At 48.2% G+C, this 20,713-nt stretch carries 22 protein-coding genes and 1 pseudogene; 14 read left to right on the forward strand and 9 right to left on the reverse strand.

The annotated features are described in order from the left end of the window. Window positions 1-55 precede the first annotated feature (55 nt). On the reverse strand, window positions 56-1,414 hold the full coding sequence (locus C1710_RS04100) for an IS4 family transposase (RefSeq protein ID WP_042513950.1): 1,359 nt from the start codon (window positions 1,412-1,414) through the stop codon (window positions 56-58). 309 nt (window positions 1,415-1,723) lie between these two features. Here C1710_RS04100 and C1710_RS04105 point away from each other — a divergent pair, with 309 nt between their 5' ends. Next, window positions 1,724-2,017: a hypothetical protein gene (locus C1710_RS04105; protein ID WP_102280352.1), complete on the forward strand. Its 294-nt coding sequence runs from the start codon at window positions 1,724-1,726 to the stop codon at window positions 2,015-2,017. A gap of 73 nt (window positions 2,018-2,090) precedes the next feature. Further along, window positions 2,091-2,324: a cytochrome b5 domain-containing protein gene (locus C1710_RS04110; RefSeq protein WP_102280354.1), complete on the forward strand. Its 234-nt coding sequence runs from the start codon at window positions 2,091-2,093 to the stop codon at window positions 2,322-2,324. 37 nt (window positions 2,325-2,361) lie between these two features. Here C1710_RS04110 and C1710_RS04115 read toward each other — a convergent pair whose 3' ends face one another. Both C1710_RS04115 and C1710_RS04120 read right to left on the reverse strand, forming a co-directional pair. Further along, window positions 2,362-2,544: a hypothetical protein gene (locus C1710_RS04115; RefSeq protein ID WP_102280356.1), complete on the reverse strand. Its 183-nt coding sequence runs from the start codon at window positions 2,542-2,544 to the stop codon at window positions 2,362-2,364. A gap of 3 nt (window positions 2,545-2,547) precedes the next feature. Further along, window positions 2,548-3,402 (reverse strand): Rpn family recombination-promoting nuclease/putative transposase, encoded by an 855-nt coding sequence (locus tag C1710_RS04120; RefSeq protein WP_102280359.1) that lies wholly within the window; start codon window positions 3,400-3,402, stop codon window positions 2,548-2,550. 140 nt (window positions 3,403-3,542) lie between these two features. Here C1710_RS04120 and C1710_RS04125 point away from each other — a divergent pair, with 140 nt between their 5' ends. After that, window positions 3,543-3,938 carry an iron-sulfur cluster biosynthesis family protein gene (locus C1710_RS04125; protein WP_102280361.1) on the forward strand — a complete coding sequence of 132 codons (396 nt, stop codon included), beginning with the start codon at window positions 3,543-3,545 and terminating at the stop codon, window positions 3,936-3,938. Between the two features lie 77 nt (window positions 3,939-4,015). On the opposite strand, the gene C1710_RS08515 is transcribed toward C1710_RS04125, so the two are convergent. From C1710_RS08515 to C1710_RS04150, 5 genes are all read right to left on the reverse strand, one after another. Further along, complete coding sequence (locus C1710_RS08515; protein WP_180961297.1) at window positions 4,016-4,177, reverse strand: IS3 family transposase; 162 nt, start codon at window positions 4,175-4,177, stop codon at window positions 4,016-4,018. A 1-nt stretch (window position 4,178) separates the two neighbouring features. Then, the gene (locus tag C1710_RS04135) at window positions 4,179-4,907 is read right to left on the reverse strand and encodes an IS3 family transposase (protein ID WP_146002366.1); all 729 of its coding nucleotides are present in this window, start codon (window positions 4,905-4,907) and stop codon (window positions 4,179-4,181) included. Next, the gene (locus C1710_RS04140) at window positions 4,865-5,398 is read right to left on the reverse strand and encodes a helix-turn-helix domain-containing protein (protein WP_102280368.1); all 534 of its coding nucleotides are present in this window, start codon (window positions 5,396-5,398) and stop codon (window positions 4,865-4,867) included. Before C1710_RS04140 ends, C1710_RS04135 begins: the two co-directional genes overlap by 43 nt. Window positions 5,399-5,555: 157 nt before the next feature. Next, the gene (locus C1710_RS04145; protein WP_102279070.1) at window positions 5,556-6,401 is read right to left on the reverse strand and encodes an IS3 family transposase; all 846 of its coding nucleotides are present in this window, start codon (window positions 6,399-6,401) and stop codon (window positions 5,556-5,558) included. Continuing rightward, entirely contained in the window at window positions 6,398-7,012 is a 615-nt protein-coding gene (locus C1710_RS04150) for a helix-turn-helix domain-containing protein (protein ID WP_102279073.1), read from the reverse strand. Before C1710_RS04150 ends, C1710_RS04145 begins: the two co-directional genes overlap by 4 nt. A 399-nt stretch (window positions 7,013-7,411) precedes the next feature. On the opposite strand from C1710_RS04150, the gene C1710_RS04160 reads away from it, so the two are divergent. From C1710_RS04160 to C1710_RS04175, 4 genes are all read left to right on the forward strand, one after another. Beyond that, window positions 7,412-8,734: an ISL3 family transposase gene (locus C1710_RS04160; RefSeq protein WP_102280371.1), complete on the forward strand. Its 1,323-nt coding sequence runs from the start codon at window positions 7,412-7,414 to the stop codon at window positions 8,732-8,734. Between the two features lie 129 nt (window positions 8,735-8,863). Further along, window positions 8,864-9,418, forward strand: coding sequence for a TetR/AcrR family transcriptional regulator (locus C1710_RS04165; RefSeq protein WP_102280373.1), 555 nt, complete (start codon window positions 8,864-8,866; stop codon window positions 9,416-9,418). Beyond that, complete coding sequence (locus C1710_RS04170; RefSeq protein ID WP_102280375.1) at window positions 9,415-11,976, forward strand: YhgE/Pip domain-containing protein; 2,562 nt, start codon at window positions 9,415-9,417, stop codon at window positions 11,974-11,976. The genes C1710_RS04165 and C1710_RS04170 overlap by 4 nt, the downstream gene beginning before the upstream one ends. Before the next feature lie 194 nt (window positions 11,977-12,170). Beyond that, a complete protein-coding gene (locus C1710_RS04175; RefSeq protein ID WP_235857963.1) occupies window positions 12,171-13,301 on the forward strand; it encodes a DUF3114 domain-containing protein in 1,131 nt (376 codons plus the stop codon). On the opposite strand, the gene C1710_RS04180 is transcribed toward C1710_RS04175, so the two are convergent. Further along, window positions 13,295-14,179, reverse strand: a complete 885-nt coding sequence (locus tag C1710_RS04180; protein WP_180961299.1) for a CorA family divalent cation transporter — start codon at window positions 14,177-14,179, stop codon at window positions 13,295-13,297. The genes C1710_RS04175 and C1710_RS04180 overlap by 7 nt on opposite strands. Before the next feature lie 94 nt (window positions 14,180-14,273). Here C1710_RS04180 and C1710_RS04185 point away from each other — a divergent pair, with 94 nt between their 5' ends. The 7 genes and pseudogenes from C1710_RS04185 (at window position 14,274) to C1710_RS04210 (ending at window position 20,711) form a co-directional block, all read left to right on the forward strand. After that, the gene (locus C1710_RS04185) at window positions 14,274-15,575 is read left to right on the forward strand and encodes an APC family permease (RefSeq protein ID WP_102280379.1); all 1,302 of its coding nucleotides are present in this window, start codon (window positions 14,274-14,276) and stop codon (window positions 15,573-15,575) included. 55 nt (window positions 15,576-15,630) lie between these two features. Further along, complete coding sequence (locus C1710_RS04190; RefSeq protein ID WP_102280381.1) at window positions 15,631-16,512, forward strand: BspA family leucine-rich repeat surface protein; 882 nt, start codon at window positions 15,631-15,633, stop codon at window positions 16,510-16,512. Window positions 16,513-16,557: 45 nt separating this feature from the next. After that, on the forward strand, window positions 16,558-17,388 hold the full coding sequence (locus C1710_RS04195) for an LPXTG cell wall anchor domain-containing protein (protein WP_235857964.1): 831 nt from the start codon (window positions 16,558-16,560) through the stop codon (window positions 17,386-17,388). A 48-nt stretch (window positions 17,389-17,436) separates the two neighbouring features. Further along, the gene (locus C1710_RS04200; protein WP_102280385.1) at window positions 17,437-18,723 is read left to right on the forward strand and encodes a hypothetical protein; all 1,287 of its coding nucleotides are present in this window, start codon (window positions 17,437-17,439) and stop codon (window positions 18,721-18,723) included. Window positions 18,724-18,949: 226 nt separating this feature from the next. Then, window positions 18,950-19,429, forward strand: a pseudogene (locus C1710_RS08520) (ATP-binding cassette domain-containing protein); the annotation flags it as partial. Window positions 19,430-19,531: 102 nt separating this feature from the next. Continuing rightward, the gene (locus C1710_RS04205; RefSeq protein ID WP_408065705.1) at window positions 19,532-20,434 is read left to right on the forward strand and encodes an ATP-binding cassette domain-containing protein; all 903 of its coding nucleotides are present in this window, start codon (window positions 19,532-19,534) and stop codon (window positions 20,432-20,434) included. Window positions 20,435-20,516: 82 nt separating this feature from the next. Then, a complete protein-coding gene (locus C1710_RS04210; protein ID WP_102280387.1) occupies window positions 20,517-20,711 on the forward strand; it encodes a hypothetical protein in 195 nt (64 codons plus the stop codon). Window positions 20,712-20,713 lie beyond the last annotated feature (2 nt).

Raw genomic sequence — 20,713 nt, forward strand, 5'->3', positions numbered from 1 at the left:
TGAAGACAGACTGATCCCTTGGTATCACAGGGCATATTTTAATTAATTTAACCATTTAGCTTGCTGTTAACAGCGAAACTAACCGTTTCGGCAAAAATGTGAAGAACTGATTCATCATCTGAATAATTTGGGCTCTTCTTGCATAAACTTCATGATTAATAATCGTTTTTAACGAATTTAGAAGCCATACCAGTGCTTGAGACAACTCAATATCTGGCATGGCTTCGTTCATTATAAAGAATAAATCCCCAATGGTGCGATCATCCTGATTTTGCCGTTCCTGCCAAGCTAATAGGTCATAAGTCATCATGACAATTGCTAAATGGCCACAAAGCCCGTCATAATTTTGAACTTGTGATTTGTCGAGCCGCAAGTATTGCTTGGCAACTTTAAAGTAATTCTCAATTTGCCATCTTCGGGCGTATAGTTGAATGATCGCTTGTGGCTGAAGGCCTAACTGAGTCGTTGCCAGTACTAGGTAGTCATCTTGACGGGCCCGATTAGCCACAAATACCAAGCGAAGCTTGAATTTTTGGTTCCCGACGTGCGCTTCGACAAAGCAGCTGTATTGATAAGCTTGCTTGGGTTGATATTTTGAGGCCTGCAGTCGCTTGTATAATGCTTTAACTGAATATTGCCGTCCGCGATATTGATAGTAAATTTTGCTGGACCGTTTAAGCATGCCCACGCCGTTTAATCCCAACTTGGTTAATTCATAGAACATTTTTGGTGAGCTATACCAACTATCAAATAACACATAGTCAGCCAGAACGCCATTTGCGAGGGCTTGCTTGACAAGTTGCAATGAAACGAGGTTCATTTTTTGCTGTGCTTGGCGACGTCTCCGGCCAGCAATTGTTCGTTGATCGGTTGTTTTAGCTGATTTTCCAAGGACGTTTTGTGGCTTCTTGGAAGACATTAATGCAAAGTTGATCGGTAAGAATGTATTGGCGTCACTCCAACCCAAAGTTAAAGCCCGGTATCCCTTAATATATAACTGTTTGTCATGGTCAAAGACTCGCGCTAGTAATTCGGTTTGGGTGGCGTACTCACGGGAAAAGAGTGTATCGTCAATGATCAATGCTAACCGCCGCCGGCGGTCAATAAACGGTCGTAAATGCTTGATTAAATGACTCCCAACTTGACAAATCAAGCGTTGCCAATTGATCCGGCCATCGTTCAAATTATTTCTGACGGTGCGACTGGTAAAGTTAGGTGTTTCATGGGCTCGATAAAGCGAGCGTCCCAGGAACTTTGTCGTGAGCAGCCATTCAATGACCTTCATCAAGCTGATTTCTGAATTCCGGCGATAATTCACCAACTTGGTGAGTTTAGATAGACCAATGAGGGAAGTAAATTGATGAACAATATTGTGAAGCTCGTTTTCTGTATTTTTTTGTCTTATAATATTCATGACGTAAGTCTCCTTTGTATCTTGGTTTTGGTCGACTAAAGTATACAACGCAGGAGAGCTTGCGTTTATTTTTTTGCCAAAAAAGCCAATAACCACACGCCTTTGGCGTGATTATTAGCTTTCAAGTTTCAGNTTCATGACGTAAGTCTCCTTTGTATCTTGGTTTTGGTCGACTAAAGTATACAACGCAGGAGAGCTTGCGTTTATTTTTTTGCCAAAAAAGCCAATAACCACACGCCTTTGGCGTGATTATTAGCTTTCAAGTTTCAGGCATAAATGTTATAATTAAGGTTAATAAGGGGTGGAAGAATGGCAAAAAGTTACGTCGTTTTAATCCAGGAAAAACCAGCGAAGACGGATGCTGCCGTTTATTGGTATGCATACCGGAAACGTGAGGATGCGCTAGCGCAGTGCCATGATTTAGCGCGCTACCAGCACGACCAGTTGCAAGCGAAAGGGCCAGTTGAACTGACGAAGTTAACGACGCCGGTTGTCGAGATGGAGACTAATGAGGTTAACACGCAGGTTGATGGTTACAAGGTAACGGCGGCTAACTTTACCGGCCGGTATACAGTCCAACTGATCCGTGCCATTCGTGACTAGTAACTACTTTGGGTTGGGTCGACTGATAAATCGCGGTAAAATAAAAGAAGACAATGAAAGGAGATTCTGACAAATGAAAAAGTTTAGTAAAGCAGAATTAGCTAAATTTGACGGCCAAAATGGCCAACCAGCATATGTTGCTGTTGATGGGACCGTCTATGATGTGTCTGGCAAGGATGCCTGGAAGGGCGGTAAGCACCATGGCAACCTCGCTGGGCGGGATTTGACTGACGTGCTGTGGAACAAGTCGCCACATAAGGATCGTGTTCTGTCAGCGTTGCCGGTAGTTGGTAAGCTGGCTGAATAAGTCAAAAAAGCGTTGGCTGGGCAGTTAAGAGACTGCTTCAGTCAACGCTTTTTAATTTTTTGACGAAAGAATATGCATCTTTACTGTTATAGCCAATAGCCTTGAGTTGTTTAATGATGTTGTTAACTAGGGCTTGTTGCCTCCCTTGCTGAAGCCCCTTTTTAAAACCTTGCTTAAACCCCAGCTGTTGTCGTTCGAGTAATTTGGTTTCAAAATCCATGATCTATGACCTCCATTCATGGCCTAATGAGTAATATTGATTCACCATATCGTGAAGGGTGTCATCACTTAAACCGGTATTTAACTTCTTCACGAAAGAGTAAGCTTCATGCCCGTTATTGCCAGCAGCTTTGAGTTGTTCAATAGTATTCTTAGTCATCGTGATTGCTTTTTGCTGCATACCTTGCTTTTCTCCTAGCTGTTGGCGTTCCAGTAATTTGGTTTCGTAATCCATGATCTGCGCCCTCCTTTGTGGGTTGTCATTGATCTCTTTAATTTTCCGCTGCGCATAATCAAAGTGCTTACTGCCGTTGATGGGTTCGCCGCGCATCAGCTTCACCAGGTTTTGCAGGTCCTGGCTGTTGCCGGCGAGTTTTCCCTTTGCATTAATGATAACTTTCGCCGAATTAGTTGGCAACATTAGTGATCTGTCCTGGTCTTCATACTCATGGAAAACGTAACGTAGTCGCCCTTGCTCGGGATAGTCGAAATTACAAAGAAAGATGATGTAAGTTTCTTTTAAGTCATTGTAGGACTTACTTTTTTCCAACGTGTAATGAGCGCCAACCTTGGACAAGTAGTAACGCATTCTCCTACCAAGATTATCCTGGTCAGCGACTTGCATTTCGATGTTATAGATACAATTGCCTTTGTCGCGGACAAGGATATCTAAACGAACGTCCTTGGTCTGTCGATCACTATTTTGTAATGCCTTTTGTAAGGAAAGATTTTCTACCTCCGCAATATCAATCTGCGGTAAAATAATTTGGAGAACAAACTGACAAAACTCGTTATTTTCCATTACCCAACCAAATACCTTATCTTCGGTAAACCCATACTGTTGTTGATGTTCTTCCATCGTTTTCCCCTGTTGCCGATAATTTTTTATGCACTCTATATAGAAATACGCAGAATATTGGTCAATCTGAGCAAAGCATTTCCTTTTCTTACAAAAAGTTAGTATACTCAAAATGAATTACTTGCAGGGGAGGGATTGCAATGAAGAAACTAATCGTGACTGATGCTGCACTGACACGAATTAAACCACACCTGTTGCCTAATAAGAAAATCGTGCTCGATTTTGATGACGGGGTCGGACCATTTTCGGCAATCGGCAACTGCAGCTTGGATGCTAATTACCGGATGGTCTTTGTGAACCAGGACGCGGACCTACCAGACTTTGATGAAAAAATCAGTTCCAATATTGGTGATATTTACATCAAGAGCGAATTGTACGCTAACGTTCAGTTTGAACCGGAGATGGAATTACGATTTGACCGGCGTCACATGACACTGCCCCTGGTGAGTCCGAAGGGGATTTTGACGGAGAACGTCGAGCTGGTGGACATTGACCAACCGGTGAACAGCGAATATACAGGGACGCATGATTGTTAGATGAAGATAAAAAGAGCCGCTAACTTTGCCAGAAAACTGGTGAAGTGCTATAAAAAAGTTGGACACTTTACTAACTTTTAAAGATTGGAATGATATCGAATATATTGATTCGGTGTCATTCCTTTTTTATTTGCTGAAATTCGTACGTTGTTGTACCAATAGATGTATTGCTCAATGATAGTTTTAAATTGCTGAAATGAAGTGATCTTTATCCGATTCAAACACTCACGTTTTAACAAGTTAAAAAAAGCTTTCGGCTGGTGAGTTATCTAAGCAATTTCCTTTACGGGACATCGACTGAGTAATTCCGTGTTGACGTAATAAAATTTGATACAAGTGGTGTTGATACTGCCATCCTTGATCTGAATGCATGATGGAGTTACTACGTTGTGGCAGTTTATTAAATAAACTTGCCAACATAGTGCTAACTAATTTCATATTAGGATGAGTTGAGGTCGCGTAAGCGACCACGGCACCACTGGCCTCATCAATGACTGGTGATAAATAGCCTTTGACCTGTTCATTAATAGAAATTTGTGTGATATCTGTATGTAGAACTTGATATGCTTTTTGTGCATTAAATTGCTGATGTAAGTAATTAGGGGCAACCTTGCCCACATGACCACGATATGAATGATAGTGACTCTTGGCTGAGTACACAGTTACCTTTAATCCCATGCTAGTCATTAATCGACGCACTGTTTCTTGACAATATGTGAAGCCTTTCTTGATGAGACAATACCAAATTCGGCGATAACCGTAGGTTTCCTGACTACGTTTAAATTGCTTCGCAATTTCCTGCTTTACCTGATGATACTTATCGATACGCTTTGCGGCTTTAAGACGTTCATAGAAGGTGGATCGTGGAATACCAAAATATGTTAACAACTTAGATAATGGGTACTTAGCCCTAAGATCTTGGATCGCTAGTGCTTGTTCTTTCCGCGCTGCTGTCTTAGGGCTTGTAATTTTTTTAAGATGTCGATCTCCATTTCTTGATCGGCGATCTTAGCTTCCAGATCGGCAATTTTTTGCCTATATTGTTCTTCTTTAGTAGGCTTGATTTTATATTTGTTAATCGTTTTATGTTTGTTCATAGTTTTAGCTGGTCGACCCTTAGGCTTTGACCGAAGGCCGACGATCCCTTCATTTTTATATTTACGATACCATGAATAAACTTGTGTGCGATTCAAATTAAATTTCGCAGCTACTTTATCTATGCTTAACTCGTGAGTACGGTAGTAAGTGATTACCTGAAGTTTATAATCAAGTGAATAAATACGATGGCTCCTCTTGGGATCCAAACTCTCATAACCACATGCTTGAACATCCTGTACCCATGCCATTAAGCTATGGTTGGAAGAAATGCCATATTTCTGACAAACTAATGAATAGTCATGACTTTTGTTCAAGTAGTCTTGAACTGCTCTAACTTTAAATTGATATGAATATTTAGACATAAAAATACCCCAGAATTGTTAGATTCGTGTCTAACAATTCTAGGGCACTTCAGCCAGTGATGACCGCCATCACGGTCTTTTTATTCGGTTCTACACTATTTGGTACTGATGGAGTTGGTACTGTACCCTGTCAAGTTGACACATTAAATAATAAAAACTAGTTGGCCTTGCCGAAGCGATATTCTGCTGCGGTAAGGTCATTTCTTTTGCCTGAAATAAAGGAATGCGTAAAGTAATCGATACCTTCTGTCACCAGCTGTTCTAAGTCTTCAAACGTTTGTGGTTGTGGTGAGTGTGCTAACCAGATAGATTTAAAATCAGCCCACCAGTGCTCCATCACCGCATTATCAGCTGGTGTTCCTGGGGCTGAGTAACTATGTTGGCTGTTATTACTAGCCAAGTAGTGGTTGAATGCTTTGGAAGTATATGCTGCTCCGCGATCAGTGTGGATTAGCGGTGCCAGACCTCCGGCTTTCTGCTTGGCCATTTGAAATACTTTAATAGCCCCAGTACTCGTTTCTGTAGGCGTAATAATCCAACTAAGTGGGTATTGACCGTATAGATCCAGAACAACGTGTAGACGGACTTTGTACTTACGAATGTTGTAGGCAATTTCCGTCGTGTCCGTCACCCACACCTGATTTGCGGCAGCTTGTTCAAACTGGCGGTTCAGGGTATTCTGTGCTTCATAAGTTTCCTGCTCCTGCACACGTTTTCTCTTAGGCTGACGATAGTCCGCTTTAATACTGTGTTCCTTCATAATGCGCATGACGCGCTTCTTGTTAACTGTGTATGATAATCTTTCCCGCTTTATTAAACGGGTCATCTTGTCATAACCAACGCAGTGTTTATGTTGTGCTTCTAACTGTTTAACGAGCTTTAGAATTTCTTGATCTTGAATATCATGAACCGTCGGTTCATGGGTAAGCCACTTGTAGTAAGCCTGCCGACTTACCCCGGCTGCTTTAACTAGATCAGATACCTTATACCCACTTTGGCTCATTTCCTGAATCGCTTGATATCGTCCGGCCGTTCCACCTCCCGATTGTGTATTTCGACCAATTTTTTTGCGAAGGCAATCTGTACCTCCCGTTCCTTCGCTTTAGCTTTCAGCTGCCTTACTTCTTGTCGTAATCTTTCCACTTCATTGGTTGGTGTTTTGCCTTTATGGCGACCCCGGTTATCCTGAAGGGATTCCCAATCGTGAGTTCTTTGGTACTTTCGTACCCATGAATAGACCCGTTGATAGCTGACATTAAATTTTTCTGCCGCGGCTTGATAGTTATACTCGTGATCAATTGTCCATTGAGTAATTTGCCGTTTCTCCTCAAAAGTAACTTTTCGGCCCACTTTCCTAGCTCGCTTTCTTGTTGCGTAAGCAACACTTAATTGTCCACTATTGTACCGGACAATCCATTGATGTAGTTGGGAAAGACTACGAATTTGATATCTATTGAGAATTGCTTGGCCTGACAGGGTACCTGAAAGGTAAGCTTTAACGGCTAATCGCTTGGTTTGAAGTGTGTACCTGTGATTGTGTTCAGGGCGAATCAATCCAGCCAAACCAGCCGTTAAAAATTGTTTAATCCATCTGTTAAGGCTAGAGGTCCGCACCTGGTGATAATCCGCGTATACCCCGAGTGAGTAGTCTGAATCTTGGTAATTACTGAGTAACCTTAATTTTTCCGTCGTTGAATATGTTCCTATTCAAAACACCCCCTAGAGATGACACTTTTATTATTTAAAGTGTCAACCCTAAGGGGTATTGTACGNCCCGAGCGAGTAGTCTGAATCTTGGTAATTACTGAGTAACCTTAATTTTTCCGTCGTTGAATATGTTCCTATTCAAAACACCCCCTAGAGATGACACTTTTATTATTTAAAGTGTCAACCCTAAGGGGTATTGTACGGTTTTCATCGGTACCGTTTTTGTTTATGATGACAATAAAAAACGGACAACTACCGCACCCTCTAAAACGTGGTAGTTGTCCTTCAGAAAGGAATTTAATCCTCATGGCTAATGATATCAGCTTTTTGACCGGAATCAATGATCCAAACTTAAAAATGGACAAAAGTGGCGTCGAAAACACCGGTAATTACAAAGTAATCCACCTGGTTAAGACCGGCACCTGTTATTGTCCTGTTTGTGGCCGTCCTATGCTTAAGAATGGCTATCGCCGTCAACCGGTAAAGATATTAGCTTTACCGATCGCTAACGTCCCAACTATCTTGTTAATTCGGAAACAGAAGTATATCTGTAAACCATCATCACAATGCCCGGAAACCGTCACGAAAATCGCAGAAATCATCAATGGGATTAACCATGGTTGCAGGATTGCCAATAACGTTAAACAGGCCATCACACTGGATCTACGGCGAAATGAATCACAAAAGGATATTGGTGAACAGTACTATGTTTCACCTAGTACGGTTGGCCGCATCATTGATAGCTTGGAAGATAACTTTACTCCGGAAAAAAGTTGGCTACCAAATACCATTGCTTTTGATGACTTTAAATCGGGACGCTTCGCGCCTAGTGGGATGAGTATGATCCTCATGAATCCTGTTAATCATCGCACCATTGATATTATTCCCTCGAGAACTTCACGTGCTTTTAGACAGTATTTCTATCGCCATTTCACACGCAGATCGCGATTATCAGTTAGCTTGGTAGTAATTGACCTATACGGCCCATACCGGCGGCTCATCCGCGAACTATTCCCCAATGCACGAATCATCGCCGACCACTTCCATGTCGTTGTGCAAGCCTACCGGGCATTACAGTCTATCCGCATCAAAACCATGAATCATTATGGGCCGGGAACTCATGAATATCGGGCACTTAAACGTTTTTGGAAGTTATTACTGCAGAAGCTATCACTCCTAGATAATATTCATTACCAACCACGGCGCAACTTTCGTGGCGCCTGGTTAACGAACAGTGAAGTCATTGACCGACTACTTGCCATGTCAGAAGAACTAAGGATAGCTTATAACTACTATCAAACTCTCGTCGATGCGGTGGATCACGAAAATCAGGGAGAACTCCAATCCCTGTTACAACGTAAACTGACCAGCTTACCGTTTAAATTACAAAAGGTTCAGCGTACTCTCCGTCAGCACCAGAACGAGATTATCCGGAGCTTTAGGCATCACTTGAGTAATGGCCCGATTGAAGGCACCAATAACAAAATCAAAGTGATTAAACGCACTGCTTATGGTTTTAGAAACTTCTTTCATTTTCGGGTAAGAATTCTCATGGCTTTAAAGAATCCACACATCATGGTAGGAGATCCCCAGAAAACAAAAATCAGCTCAAGCAGTCTAGCTGCTTGAACTGATCAAATTTAACTATCAGTACCGATTGACAAAGAGCCTTTTATTCAAAAAGGTTAAGACAGCATCGTTAATTTGTGCTAAGATAAGACGAATTAAAAATGTGTCGCATTAAGAAGGGAGTTTGTGATGGGAATTACACGAACTGAGCGCGACTTCCAAGCCGCGCTGTTAAAGTTACTGGCTAACCAGTCATTCTTATCGTTGTCGGTGGAACAGATTTGTCGTGAGGCAATGATGCACCGGAGTAGCTTTTACCGCTACTTTAATGACAAGTACGACTTGTTGAAACACACGGTGAATTACCAGATAATGGTCCTGATTGACCAGGGGGATGATGAAATTACCAACGTGGTGTCCTGGCTAGAGCAACATAAGCCGCTTTTACGTAATTTAGCGACGGGGAAGAATAACAGCTCCTTGTACGCGACGCTGGTTAACTTACTGGCCGACATTATTTTGGACCGCTACGAGCGCAAAGTTGATGACCGCCTGGTGCAATCCATTGCTAAGTTCCCCAACCAGGAAACGGCGGCCTACATGTTGAGCGCCAGCATTGTTGGGGCTTTTTACTGGTGGCGCAGTCAGGACTACGCGGTTGACCAGAAGACAATTCTGCAGAACGCCAATGAATTTGTGAACTGGCTGGCTGATCAGCCATCGTTGGGAGGAAAACGCGAATGAAAAAACTAATAAATTCTTTACGCCACCCGTCATGGGCAGTGCTAGTCATGGTGATAGTGGCGGTAGCCGCGCCGCTGATGTACAGTTTGTCCTTTGTGAAATCGGTTTGGAACCCGACTGCTTACAGTGGTCACTTGCCAGTGGCGGTGGTTAACAATGACCGGCCAGTCCGTTACCAGGGACAAACATTGCAGGTTGGTCGTCAAACGGTCCAGCAGCTGAAACATAATCACCAGCTAGACTGGCAATTTGTTAACCAGCATGAGGCTAAAGAAGGGATGGCCAACCACCAGTACTATACGGTGATTACAATTCCCCACAATTTCTCACGGAACGCGGCGACGGTTTTGCAAAAACACCCGCGACCAATGATGCTGCGTTACCAAACGAATGATTCGCAAAACTACCTGGCAGCCACAATCAGTGAAACCGGGATGAGTAACCTGAATACCAAGGTTCGTGCGGCGGTCACCAAGGCTTACGCAACAGCACTTTTTCATAATTTAAGTCGCTTGGACCACGGAATGACTACTGCGGCGAGCGGCGCCCACCAGCTCAGTAATGGGTTGGTCACGATGGCCGACGGAACGAAACGCTATGTTGTCGGTGTTTCGCAGGTCAACGCGGGTGTGCAAACTCTGCGGGCTAAAGTGGCACCACTGCCGGGCGCCACCCAGCAATTGTCAACTGGCGGACAGCAACTCGCCGGCGGACTGCAACAATATGCTGGTGGTGTTGGTCAGTTATCACGGGGATTACAGACACTAGCCAACTATTCAGGACAGCTAACGGGGGGTGCCGGTCTATTAGCAACCTGGTTGGCCACATTGAGTGACCACTCTGGTTCACTACGTCAGGGTGCTCAGCAGCTCAAGATCGGGGCAGCCCAGCTGAATGGTGCTACCGCTAACTCGCTACGTCAGCTGAACTTCCAGCCGATGATGGCCACCATGAACCAGGCGCAACAGCTCAAGGGCAGGCTCGCATACTTAAAGGCGGGTCTCGACCAGGCACAGGCAGCATTAGGAACAACTGCCACCAGCGCCCGGCAAGTTCAGGGTGCAGTCAGCCAGTTAAACGGGGCGGCCGAGCAGCTTGGCCAGCTAAAAACGGTCGCCCAAAATGATGCGGGGATCGCTGCTCGTGATAGCCAGACTGCCAAAACGGCTGCCCAGCTAGCACAGAAGACGACGGACCCGGCAGTTAAAGCGGGACTAGCACAGGTGGCTGCGACGACGGGGCAGAGCGCCCAACAAGCAGCGGAGAATGCGCGGACAGTTCAACAACTTTCCCCGATGCTGAATAATTTGACGCGGTTGCAAGGATCATTGACAGCAATGCAAGAGCAGTTAAACCAGCTCTCGTCCCTGCAGACTGTTCTGTCATCAGCACAGGCAACGATGGGGCAGGCGGACCAACTGTTGACAGCGCTGAACGGCTACCAAGGACAACTTAAGACGATGTCCGGGAACGCTCAGCAACTAGCTCAGGCTACCAGCAAAATTTCAGCAGGGGCATCAGCGTTAGATGGCGGTTTGACCCGCTACAGCCAAGGGGTTGATCAGGCATCGGCAGGTGCTACTCAGCTTCATCAGGGACTGAACGGCTACGCAGCGGGGGTTCAGCAGGCGAATGTCGGAGCTACCCGGTTAGCAGGTGCCTCGACACCACTAACAGCCGGGAGCTTAAAACTGGCCGCTGGTCTCAACCAGTTAGCCCAGCAGTCGCCCCAGTTAGTTGCTGGGGTCAACCGGTTAGCTGATGGGACACAGCAACTAGCTGCTAATTCCATGCCATTATTACAGGGAATGAACCTCTTGAACCAGGGGGCGAGCCGCCTGTCTGTCGGGTTGGCAAGTGGTCAACGACAATTGCACCAGCAACAGCCGCACCGGCAAAGTGCTGCGATGTTTGCCGCACCGACACGGCTGCAACACAACCACTACAGCCGGGTTCCTAACTATGGTCACGCCATGGCACCGTTTATGATGGCCACCGGCTTGTTTATTGGGGTGCTGATTTTTACCCTCGCCTTACCATCCAGCCGGATTTTAGCCACCAATCGTCGCCGCCTGGCAATGATTATTCATGAATTATTACTAGCATTAATTGCGGCATTGTTGATGGTGGTCATCCAAAGTGCGGGACTGGTTATGGCGGGCTTGCAGGTCCAACACCCCATGCAGTTACTAGTAGTGGGACTGGTCTACACCCTCGCCCAGTTAGCCATTATGCAGGCACTTACCATTATGATGGGCCGCTTTGGGACGGTCCTGGGGCTGGTATTATTTGTTGCCCAACTCGGTGGTGCCGGCGGGATGTTCCCGATGGAATTGACCAACCGCTTCTTTAACTTTATTCACCCGTGGTTGCCGATGACTTACGGGATTAACGGTTTCCGCCAGGCCTTAACTGGCGGGTTTGATCAAGCTTACTTGGTCCAGAACGTGATTATTCTATTGCTGTTTGCCGGCGTTGCCTACGCGCTGATGTTAGTAGTGGCGGCTCCGTTGAAACGACGGGTCGCTAACCAGCAACCAGCGCAAAGTTTGAACTAATGAAAAAAGCCACTAGCCTGGAAAAAAGGTTAGCGGTTTTGTGCATCCAGTGGCCATTGTTGGAAGAATGTCAAATAACAAAGACAAACTCACTAAAGTGAACTGCTTTATCTGGTAATTTCACCATTGTAAAATAGTCAGCAAACGGAATGGTTGCGCAGGCAGGTCTGATTGGTGAAAAGGAGGGGATTGATGTGACTTTATTACAATGGTTCCACCGCTGGTGGTGTCGACGACAAGTTCGTCGACTGTTACGGCAAGAACCCACGTGGGTCCCAGTTAACCGCCAATTACGGGCCAATGGCTGGTCGGTAAGTGCGATTTACTACTTTCTGTGCCACCAGGGCCAGTTAGCCGCTACCTATCAGGTGGGAACGCCCCTTTATGTGGCGATGCTGCAAAATAGTGACCTGACCGCCCACCAACAGCTGGCGCTGATTTTAGACCAGCACCTGCAAGCCTGGGTAGACGAAACCAGCTTTTTGCAGCTGGGCAGCAGTCGCTTCCGGCTTGCCGCGTCCTTGTCACCACAGAGTTTCTTTTATCCTTACTTTCGACAGTTAGTCGTGGACGCCTACACAACGCCACTGGGACTCAGTCAGGATGAACTGGGCTTGCGGGTCCACTTATTCCGGAGCTATTTGGACCGGCAAAACATCAACTTCCTGCGTCACTACCCGGCCCACGCGGGGGCTAGTGACTACCAACGGTTACTGAAATATTGCGCGGACCACCACTTAAGCTTGGATTACCAAACGGGGGCTAATTACCACAACCGCTACCACGGCCGGTTTGACTACCCGCGCAACATGAAGGTCCAGCTGATGCGCGATTCTCACCAACAACGGTATAACGACGCCCGGATGATCGAGTTGATTATCGATCTTGCCAGCGGCCACTTTGTCAGTCAGTGGAACGTGTACCGAGTGAGTGCGGACGGCGTAGTGGATGCCGACCCTCACCACTATTCAGTTGACGAATTATACCAGGTGGCGAATACCGAATCGTTTAATTACGGGCTGCCCAAGGGTGTTTACCAGGTACCAACCACTTACCGCAAGACGCACCGTTACCTGGATATCCAACAACCAGCGAACAGTCAAATTCGTCGGCAGGCCAAGAACTACTGGCGCTACCCGCATGACTACAACCGCGGTGGTTTCTTTGCGGAAGTGGTGAAAAAAGGTGGCGACAAGGATGTGTGCTGCTGGCAAGCAATTCCCGAGGACCAACGGCAGGTAGTCTACAACGACTTTCTTGCTGACTTGCGGGCTGGCCACCAGGTTAACCAGGGCATCGCTGCTTACTGCGAAAAACGTCAGTAAAAAGGGCACCAACCGTCGTGAAGCGGCTGGTGCCTAATTTTATATACTAGTCGTCGTATGACCGGCGCCGGAGGTAGAGTGACGCAATGATGGAAAGTAACGCCGCCAGGCCAATAATGATCCAGAAACCGTACTTGGAACCTTCCCAGGGGGAGCCCGCCGACGTTCATCCCCATGAGACCGCTGAGTAAAGCGGCGATTCCGATCACGAGGCCGGTGGAATCAAGGAACTTCATCAGGTGGTTCAGGTGGTTATCCATCATTGCCGTGTAGAGGCTGCTGAGGGATTCGACCGCGTCACGGTAGATGTGGATGGCCTTTGATAACCGGCGCTGACTAGTTTCAATTTTTAACTTGAGGGAGTTACTGATGCTATGGGCGACGGGACTGTCGACGAGCGCCTTAAGGGTGGTCGTTTGGTCGTTGACAGTATGTTCAAAGTAAACCAGTTGCCGCATTAGTTCCGTCAGCGCGCGGAGCTCAGTATTTTTAATCGTTGTATCCCGCGAGGCCTGGTCCAGCCGGTCAATCTCGTCCTCAAAGTTTTGCAGGGCGGAGTTGAGGTGTTGCTGCCAGGCATCCACCAGGTGGAAAACCAGCTGGTTGACGGGATCATGTTCGGCAACTGCTTGCTGTAATTCCTCGAAGGAAACGGCGGAATTTTGCGTGCAGATGATCAGGTGGTCCTGGTCAAAGATTAAGATGGCCGGTGTTAATTGCTCCTCAATGTGCTGGTAATCAAAGTTGAAGTCAAAAACGACCAGCAGGTGGGGATCTGACAACTGCTTGCTTTCGAGCAGGTGAAACCGGGCAACTTCTCCTGCCTTCTGAAAGTCTTCCTTATGATAATAATTATACCGGAAGGGTTTATAAAACAATAGGAAGATGCTTGGTGGGCCGACCCATCCAGGAAAAAGGGTTATAATAATCTTTGATGTCAACAAGTCGGTTTGGAATGAAAAAGGCGTAATTTTGAAAAAACAAAAGAACGGTTCAATTGGTGTCGTTGGCGCGACAGCGATTGGTGTCGGCGGAATGATGGGCGCAGGCCTTTACACCCTGCTGGGATTAGCCGCCAAAAGTGCCGGAAAGTGGCTGCCACTATCATTTTTGATTGGGGGAATAGTGGCGGCTTTTTCCGTTTATTCTTATTCGCGGTTGGGGATGACCTACCCGGATCGTGGTGGGGCGGCGAAGTTCCTCCTACGTGGCTTTGGTGATGGCCTGCTAGCCGGCGGGATCAACGTCTTTCAATACTTTGGCTGGATTATCGCGATGGCCCTTTATGCCACCGGTTTTGCCGAGTATGCTTGTCAGTTGATCGGCATTAAGAGCGGCGGCTGGCATGATAAAGTGATTAGCATTGGAATTATCATCCTGGTGGTCTTGGTGAATATCCTCGGATCTAGCCAGGTTGCCCGGGCACAAACGACGATTATTGCCTTTGAATTGATTATCCTGGTCGGCTTCATCGGGTTCGGCCTCAGTCAAGCCCATGTTCCGACCTTGACTGCCAGCGTCACTGGCGGACCAGTAGGCGTCTTATCGGCGGCCGGCTTACTATACGTGACCTATGAAGGCTTCGGGGTGGTTACCAACGCGGCCGGGAGTATGAAGAATCCGCAAAAGCAGCTGCCGCTGGCGTTGACGCTTTCCTTGGTCATCGTGATGGTGGTCTATATTCTGGCCAGTATCGTGGTGATCACGACAATCGGCGTCCAGCAGGCGATCAATAATCAGGGGCACGTTCTGGCAGTGGCTGGGAAGGCTATCTTTGGCACAGTCGGGATGGTGTTAATTGTAGTGGCCGCCCTGGTGGCAACCGCCTCCGCCGTTAACTCGACGATGTTTGGTGACGACAATTTGGCCATCCGTATTTCCAAGGCCGGCGAAATTCCGTCACAGTTTGGCGCGATGACCCGGGTTGGCGGTACCTGGGGGCTGTTCATTACCTCGTTGATCGTTTGCCTCTTTGTGATTGTCTTTCCCCTAGCCGACGTTGGTCAGATGGCCAGCCTGGCCTTTTTGCTGGTTTACGCGATGGTCAACGTTGGCCACCTGCGACTGGCTGATAAGACGGGAGCCAAGCGCTGGATCCTAGTCTGTTCAATTGTGTTGAACCTGGCTCTCTTCGCCTTACTGTTTGGCCAAACGATTGTCCGCGGCGACTGGTTAACCTGGGCGTCGGTGGTAGTCTTACTAGCTGCCAGTTTCATCGTTGAGTTTATCTGGCGGAAGCACAACCACCAGAACCTGAAGTGGCTGGGGAAATAAGCCAAAAGCTTCCTTTGATAATTACTAATAACGTTAAGAAAGCGAGAATCTAATAATGGGTAATAATCAGCAAAAGATGGTCGAACAACGGCAGCGTTACGCGCTCTGCAAATATACTGTGGGCGTGGTATCATTTTTTGTCGGCGCCTTGTTATTGGGCGGTACGGCCGGACAAGCCCATGCGGACACCGCGGATCAAACGGAAAACAATGTCCCGGTTTCTCAACCAACGACTTCCCCACAACCGGCGGCGCATCAAACGACGACTCCCGCCTCAACGCCGGCAACGACCAGTGAGCAGCCAGTGACACCCGCAAATCAACAACAGGCAGAACGGGTACAATTTAACGTTGCTGACTGGGGGTACACCAGTAGTAGTGAGGAAATTACCCTGAACAGTTATCGCGGGCAAGGAACTGACTATTACCTGCCCAACGCGGCCTCTTTCCGGCGCGCTGGCAAGATTCGGGACGATCAGCGGGTCTTTATCACGCCCTATTTTATTCGTGACTTAGTCAGAGACAATGGCGGTAATGGCCCAGCAACGAGCATCATGATTGAACACACCACAACCGTCTCCGACCAGTTAGTCGCAACTGATTCACCTTGGATGGACACGTTTGCGGACAGTCGACAACTACAGCGGGTCGACCTGGCGGGACTCAATGTTTCACAAGTAAGGTACATGAGCTACCTCTTTGCCTATGACCCCGTCCTAAAAACCGTTGATGGGCTGGAAAATTGGGACGTGACCAACCTGCGCTACGCATATAACTTTTTTGCCAACGACACTAATTTAATCGGCTCGTCAAAGGGCGAACTCGATCTGAGCCGGTGGCAGACGGAGAACCTCTTTGACTGCGATCGGATGTTTTTCCGTTCGGGGGTTCGGCGGGTCAATGTGTCTAATTGGCATTTAGATAACGGCCACGGCTGAACCTATGAAATGTTTGCCCAGTTGGTCCACCCGGCGACCATTATCATGAATAATTTTAATGACGGTAATAAACTGCGGGCGCGTGACTTTGCTGGTGACCAGCCGCTGGTAGTCATGTCCAATATGGATCATTTGTTGGCGCTGAACCAGCAGGATGATGGGCACCCCGCCAATACGGTCACCTTTGTTCGTACTAGCGACCACCAGCAGCTTGGCCGGCAACAGCAGCCCTTTGTTTACCGCGATGAACAGGCGTTGAACGACCGGTTGACGGCGATTTCCCAATACGCGAATGTTGCCAGTGTCATTCCTGACCAACTCACGCAGGTGGTCCATGACCAGGATGCTACCTGGGTCAACGGGAATTCTTATTCTGGCGTTTATGGTAAACTAGCCGGCACATACGCGGTGGCCAACCAGCAATACGGGCGGATCGTTTATGTCGACGCTGATGGTCAGGTAGTGGCGACTGAACCGGTCAACGGTGACCAACCGGTAACCATTGGCGAGACCGTCGCAATCAATCCCGTCGCTCCAGCAGGCTGGGAACTGGTTGGTGACTACCCGCAGGAATACACGGCAACGGCCAGTGGTGACCAGGACGTCCTGATGACGGTTCAAGAAATCGTCACGACGCCAGAAGAGCCGGCTGAAAAACCATCAACACCAGTCGTTAAACCGGCAACACCTGGCAATGGGCAGGTCATGGGGACGGTCAACTATCAACCGGCAACCAGTCAGCCGGCATCTGTCGACGCCCAGCAAACTGCTCGGTTGCCGCAGACTGGCAATGGTCATGGCACGCTGGTGGCCGCTAGCGGGTTGGCAGTCTTGTCACTTTTGGGCTTAGCCGGGCTGAAGAAAAAACACGAATAGTAAAAAAGCGGGGTCCCATCATTAGGACTGACAAGGGAGCATGACAAAATGAAGTGGTTGGAAATTGAGATGGAGACGGTCTCTTTAGGGGCCGTGGCGCTGCCCAACGTCCTCTTTATGACGTATTTTATGCAGCATTCGCGGCAGGCAGTTGCCGCGCTGCCAGTGATCATGTTCTACGTGATGGTCAAAACCGTCCCGTATGCCCTCCGTTCCTTTGGCAAGGTGCAAAACCCATTGCGCTTACTACGGTGCAGTTTGGTGGTAGCCTTGCTGGGTGCCTTGTTAGCGGCGGGGACACCACTGGTGGCTGAAGGCGCCATCATGGTTGGAATGGGACTGGCGAGTGTTCAGCCCGCCTACCAGCAAACGAAGGACCACTTTAAGCAAACGGGTGCCTGGCCGGCTTTCCGGGCGGGACTGGCAGCCATCGGGTGGTTGCTGGTGGCACTCGTTGTCGGCTTTGTCTTAAGCACGGTCAGTTTCAGCTGGTTTGCCCTTGAACTAGCGGTGCTGTTAGCCTTAGCAGCCGTCTTTGCCTGGTGGCTGCCGTCCTGGAACGATCAGCCGATCTTCACCGGCCCCTGGCGGTTACGTCCAGCAATTGCCACCCTGCTGATTTTGTTGATGACGCTGGGTGCCCGGGGATTAAAACAAACTGGGGACCAGCAGCTGATCTGGTTAACCCTCGCCATGTGGCTGATCATGCTCGGTGGTTTTCCCTGGCTGCAGCGGCGGGTCAATGCTTCCCGCCTCTGGACGTTTTTGACCGGGGCGGTAGTTAACTTCTTGCTGATCTACGGACTCTTTTATTTTTCCGTGCGCGGTGAATACGGACTGCTGTACGCTTCCTACGGGCTCTTCATTCTTGGAATGGTGGGCGGCTTCATCGTCTTGCGTCCCCTGCGGAAGTATAGTTGGCTCGTGACCGTGATGATTTTGGCGGCCAGCCTGTTGACGATGATGATTCCCAATTCCTGGTCTTACTTGGTCGGGATGCTGGTCGCCAGCTGTTGTTGCAGCGTGATCAACACCGCTATTTGGCCGACCTACGCGCGAGATATTCAACTCGCGGGGCACGCCCGCTTTACGCGCCAGTATTACAACATCCTCGGGTCGATTATTTCCCAAGTGACATTAATCAGCCTGCTGGTCGTCTGCAATTATCTTTTTAACCGCCACACTAACCAGCTGCTGGCGGCGTATTACCAACACCGGGCAGTGACCGGGCTTAATGACCCCTTGTGGCTGTCACGGGTTGGCTGCCTGCTCTTCTTGTTGGTTCTTCTCGCGGTGGCAGTGAGCCAGCAACTGCGGCAGGTTGACAAGGATTAAGGGATTTTGTTAAGCTGACAATATCGAATATCGGGAGGGATCAACCATTGAAGTTTTAATTCTGTACAAGTTAATGCCGCTAATTTACGATTGGACGTGGATTGGCTGCCCTTGGACAGGATTAAATTCAAATGGCTGAGATACCTCAAGTGGCGCAGTAGCGTCTTTTTGGCCGATCCTGGCAGGGGTCGGCCTTTTTTCGTCCCGCAAGAAAGGACGTGTGAACATGACCCAACCAATTACTATTCGTCACTTAAACTTTGCTTATCCGGGCCAATCGCCACTATTTACCAACTGCCAGTTAGACATCGATAGCAGGTGGAAACTAGGCCTCTTAGGGCGCAACGGCCGGGGTAAGACCACCTTAATGAAAATTTTGCTCAACCAGTTGCCGTACCAGGGGCAAGTGGTGAGCTAACTACCCTTCCGTTACTTTCCACTGAAGGTCGTTGACACTGACCAGCTGGCTGGTCAGGCACTGGTATATGCCGCCCAGGATCCGTCACTCGCCGAATGGCAGGTGGAGCGGGAGCTGGGGATGATGGGTGTTGATCAGGTTCTGTGCTGGCAGCCGTACGCAACGCTGAGTGATGGGGAGCAGACCAAGCTCCAGTTGGCAGTCCTTTTTGCCCAGCCGCGTGTTTTCTTATTGCTGGACGAGCCGACCAACCATTTGGATTACGCCGGGCGCCGACAACTGGCGGATTATTTATGCCACAAGCGGCAGGGTTTCATTATTACTAGCCATGACCAGAACTTTTTGGACCAGGTGGTTGACCATTGCCTGGTCATCGATTGTCACCAGTTGGTGCTGACCCACGGGAATTATTCTGCCTATTTTCAGCAGAAAAAACGCCGCGACCAGGAAGCGCTGGCGAAGAACCGCCAGTTAAAAAGTGAGATCGCCACGCTTCAGCACCGGCGCCAAAAACAACAGCAGTGGGCGCAGCGCGCTGAGGGCGAGAAACAAAACAATGCCCACGGCGACATGGGCTTTCTGGGAGCAAAGACGGCCCGGTTGATGAAAAAGGCCACTCACACTGGTGCCCGACTCACGGCCGCCATTGACCAGCGAAAAGGTTTGTTGCAAGAAGTCGAGGTGGCTGACCGCTTACCGTTAAACCTGGTGGCTAGTCACCACCATCAATTGCTAGTGGCCCGGGATGCTGCGTTGACGATTGCTGGCCGCCAGCTGTTTGCCCCCGTCAGCTTTCAGGTGGGGCGGCACGACCAGGTTGCCTTGCTCGGCGAAAATGGGCGGGGAAAGTCCAGCTTGCTGCGGGCCATTATGGGGACCTTTGCCGGACAGGTGACAGGGACGATTCGCTTGGCTGATCAGACCACGGTTAATCTGGTGCGTCAGAATTACGCGGTTAACCAGGGGACATTGCCAGAGTTTGCCCGCCAACACCACCTGCAGTTGTCAATGCTGCTCAACGTGTTGCGCAAGTTGGGGATGGATCGCGACACCTTCGTGGTTCCCATCCAGGAAATGAGTATGGGTCAGCAAAAGAAGGTGGAATTAGCCCGGTCACTGCTAATACCAGCCCAGCTTTACTTGTGGGACGAGCCACTGAATTACCTTGATACCTACAACCAGGCCCAACTAATCCAGCTAGTACAGGAGTTTAAACTACCGCTGCTCTTTGTCGAACACGACCGCCTCTTTATTGACGCCGTTGCCAGCAAACGCGTCGTCCTGAAAAATTGAAAAAAGTTGTGATAATATTTGGCAAAAAATTACTTCATTTGGCCAATGAATGATAGAATTATCCAATGGAGGTAGTAGGACAATGAGAAAGATGACTAGTAAAGAAGATTTCACTAAGGCACTGTTGGATTATTACCGAATCTACGGTGTACCACAGGAAAAAGTTGATGCCATTATGACCGCTAACAGTGGTAACCTGGAAACCTACCTAGCGGCTACGCCAGAGCTGATGGCTCGCAAGTTCTACGAATGGACTTTTGATGAAGAAATGCACTAATG

The sequence above is a fragment of the [Lactobacillus] timonensis genome (assembly GCF_900240275.1).
Taxonomy (GTDB): domain Bacteria; phylum Bacillota; class Bacilli; order Lactobacillales; family Lactobacillaceae; genus Limosilactobacillus; species Limosilactobacillus timonensis.

Bases quoted from the DNA above. Each gene is read 5' to 3' on its own strand.
- C1710_RS04100 (WP_042513950.1), bottom strand. From the start codon at position 1,414: ATGAATATTATAAGACAAAAAAATACAGAAAACGAGCTTCACAATATT.
- C1710_RS04105 (WP_102280352.1), top strand. From the start codon at position 1,724: ATGGCAAAAAGTTACGTCGTTTTAATCCAGGAAAAACCAGCGAAGACG.
- C1710_RS04110 (WP_102280354.1), top strand. From the start codon at position 2,091: ATGAAAAAGTTTAGTAAAGCAGAATTAGCTAAATTTGACGGCCAAAAT.
- C1710_RS04115 (WP_102280356.1), bottom strand. From the start codon at position 2,544: ATGGATTTTGAAACCAAATTACTCGAACGACAACAGCTGGGGTTTAAG.
- C1710_RS04120 (WP_102280359.1), bottom strand. From the start codon at position 3,402: ATGGAAGAACATCAACAACAGTATGGGTTTACCGAAGATAAGGTATTT.
- C1710_RS04125 (WP_102280361.1), top strand. From the start codon at position 3,543: ATGAAGAAACTAATCGTGACTGATGCTGCACTGACACGAATTAAACCA.
- C1710_RS04140 (WP_102280368.1), bottom strand. From the start codon at position 5,398: ATGTCTAAATATTCATATCAATTTAAAGTTAGAGCAGTTCAAGACTAC.
- C1710_RS04145 (WP_102279070.1), bottom strand. From the start codon at position 6,401: ATGAGCCAAAGTGGGTATAAGGTATCTGATCTAGTTAAAGCAGCCGGG.
- C1710_RS04160 (WP_102280371.1), top strand. From the start codon at position 7,412: ATGGCTAATGATATCAGCTTTTTGACCGGAATCAATGATCCAAACTTA.
- C1710_RS04165 (WP_102280373.1), top strand. From the start codon at position 8,864: ATGGGAATTACACGAACTGAGCGCGACTTCCAAGCCGCGCTGTTAAAG.
- C1710_RS04170 (WP_102280375.1), top strand. From the start codon at position 9,415: ATGAAAAAACTAATAAATTCTTTACGCCACCCGTCATGGGCAGTGCTA.
- C1710_RS04190 (WP_102280381.1), top strand. From the start codon at position 15,631: ATGGGTAATAATCAGCAAAAGATGGTCGAACAACGGCAGCGTTACGCG.
- C1710_RS04195 (WP_235857964.1), top strand. From the start codon at position 16,558: ATGAATAATTTTAATGACGGTAATAAACTGCGGGCGCGTGACTTTGCT.
- C1710_RS04200 (WP_102280385.1), top strand. From the start codon at position 17,437: ATGAAGTGGTTGGAAATTGAGATGGAGACGGTCTCTTTAGGGGCCGTG.
- C1710_RS04210 (WP_102280387.1), top strand. From the start codon at position 20,517: ATGAGAAAGATGACTAGTAAAGAAGATTTCACTAAGGCACTGTTGGAT.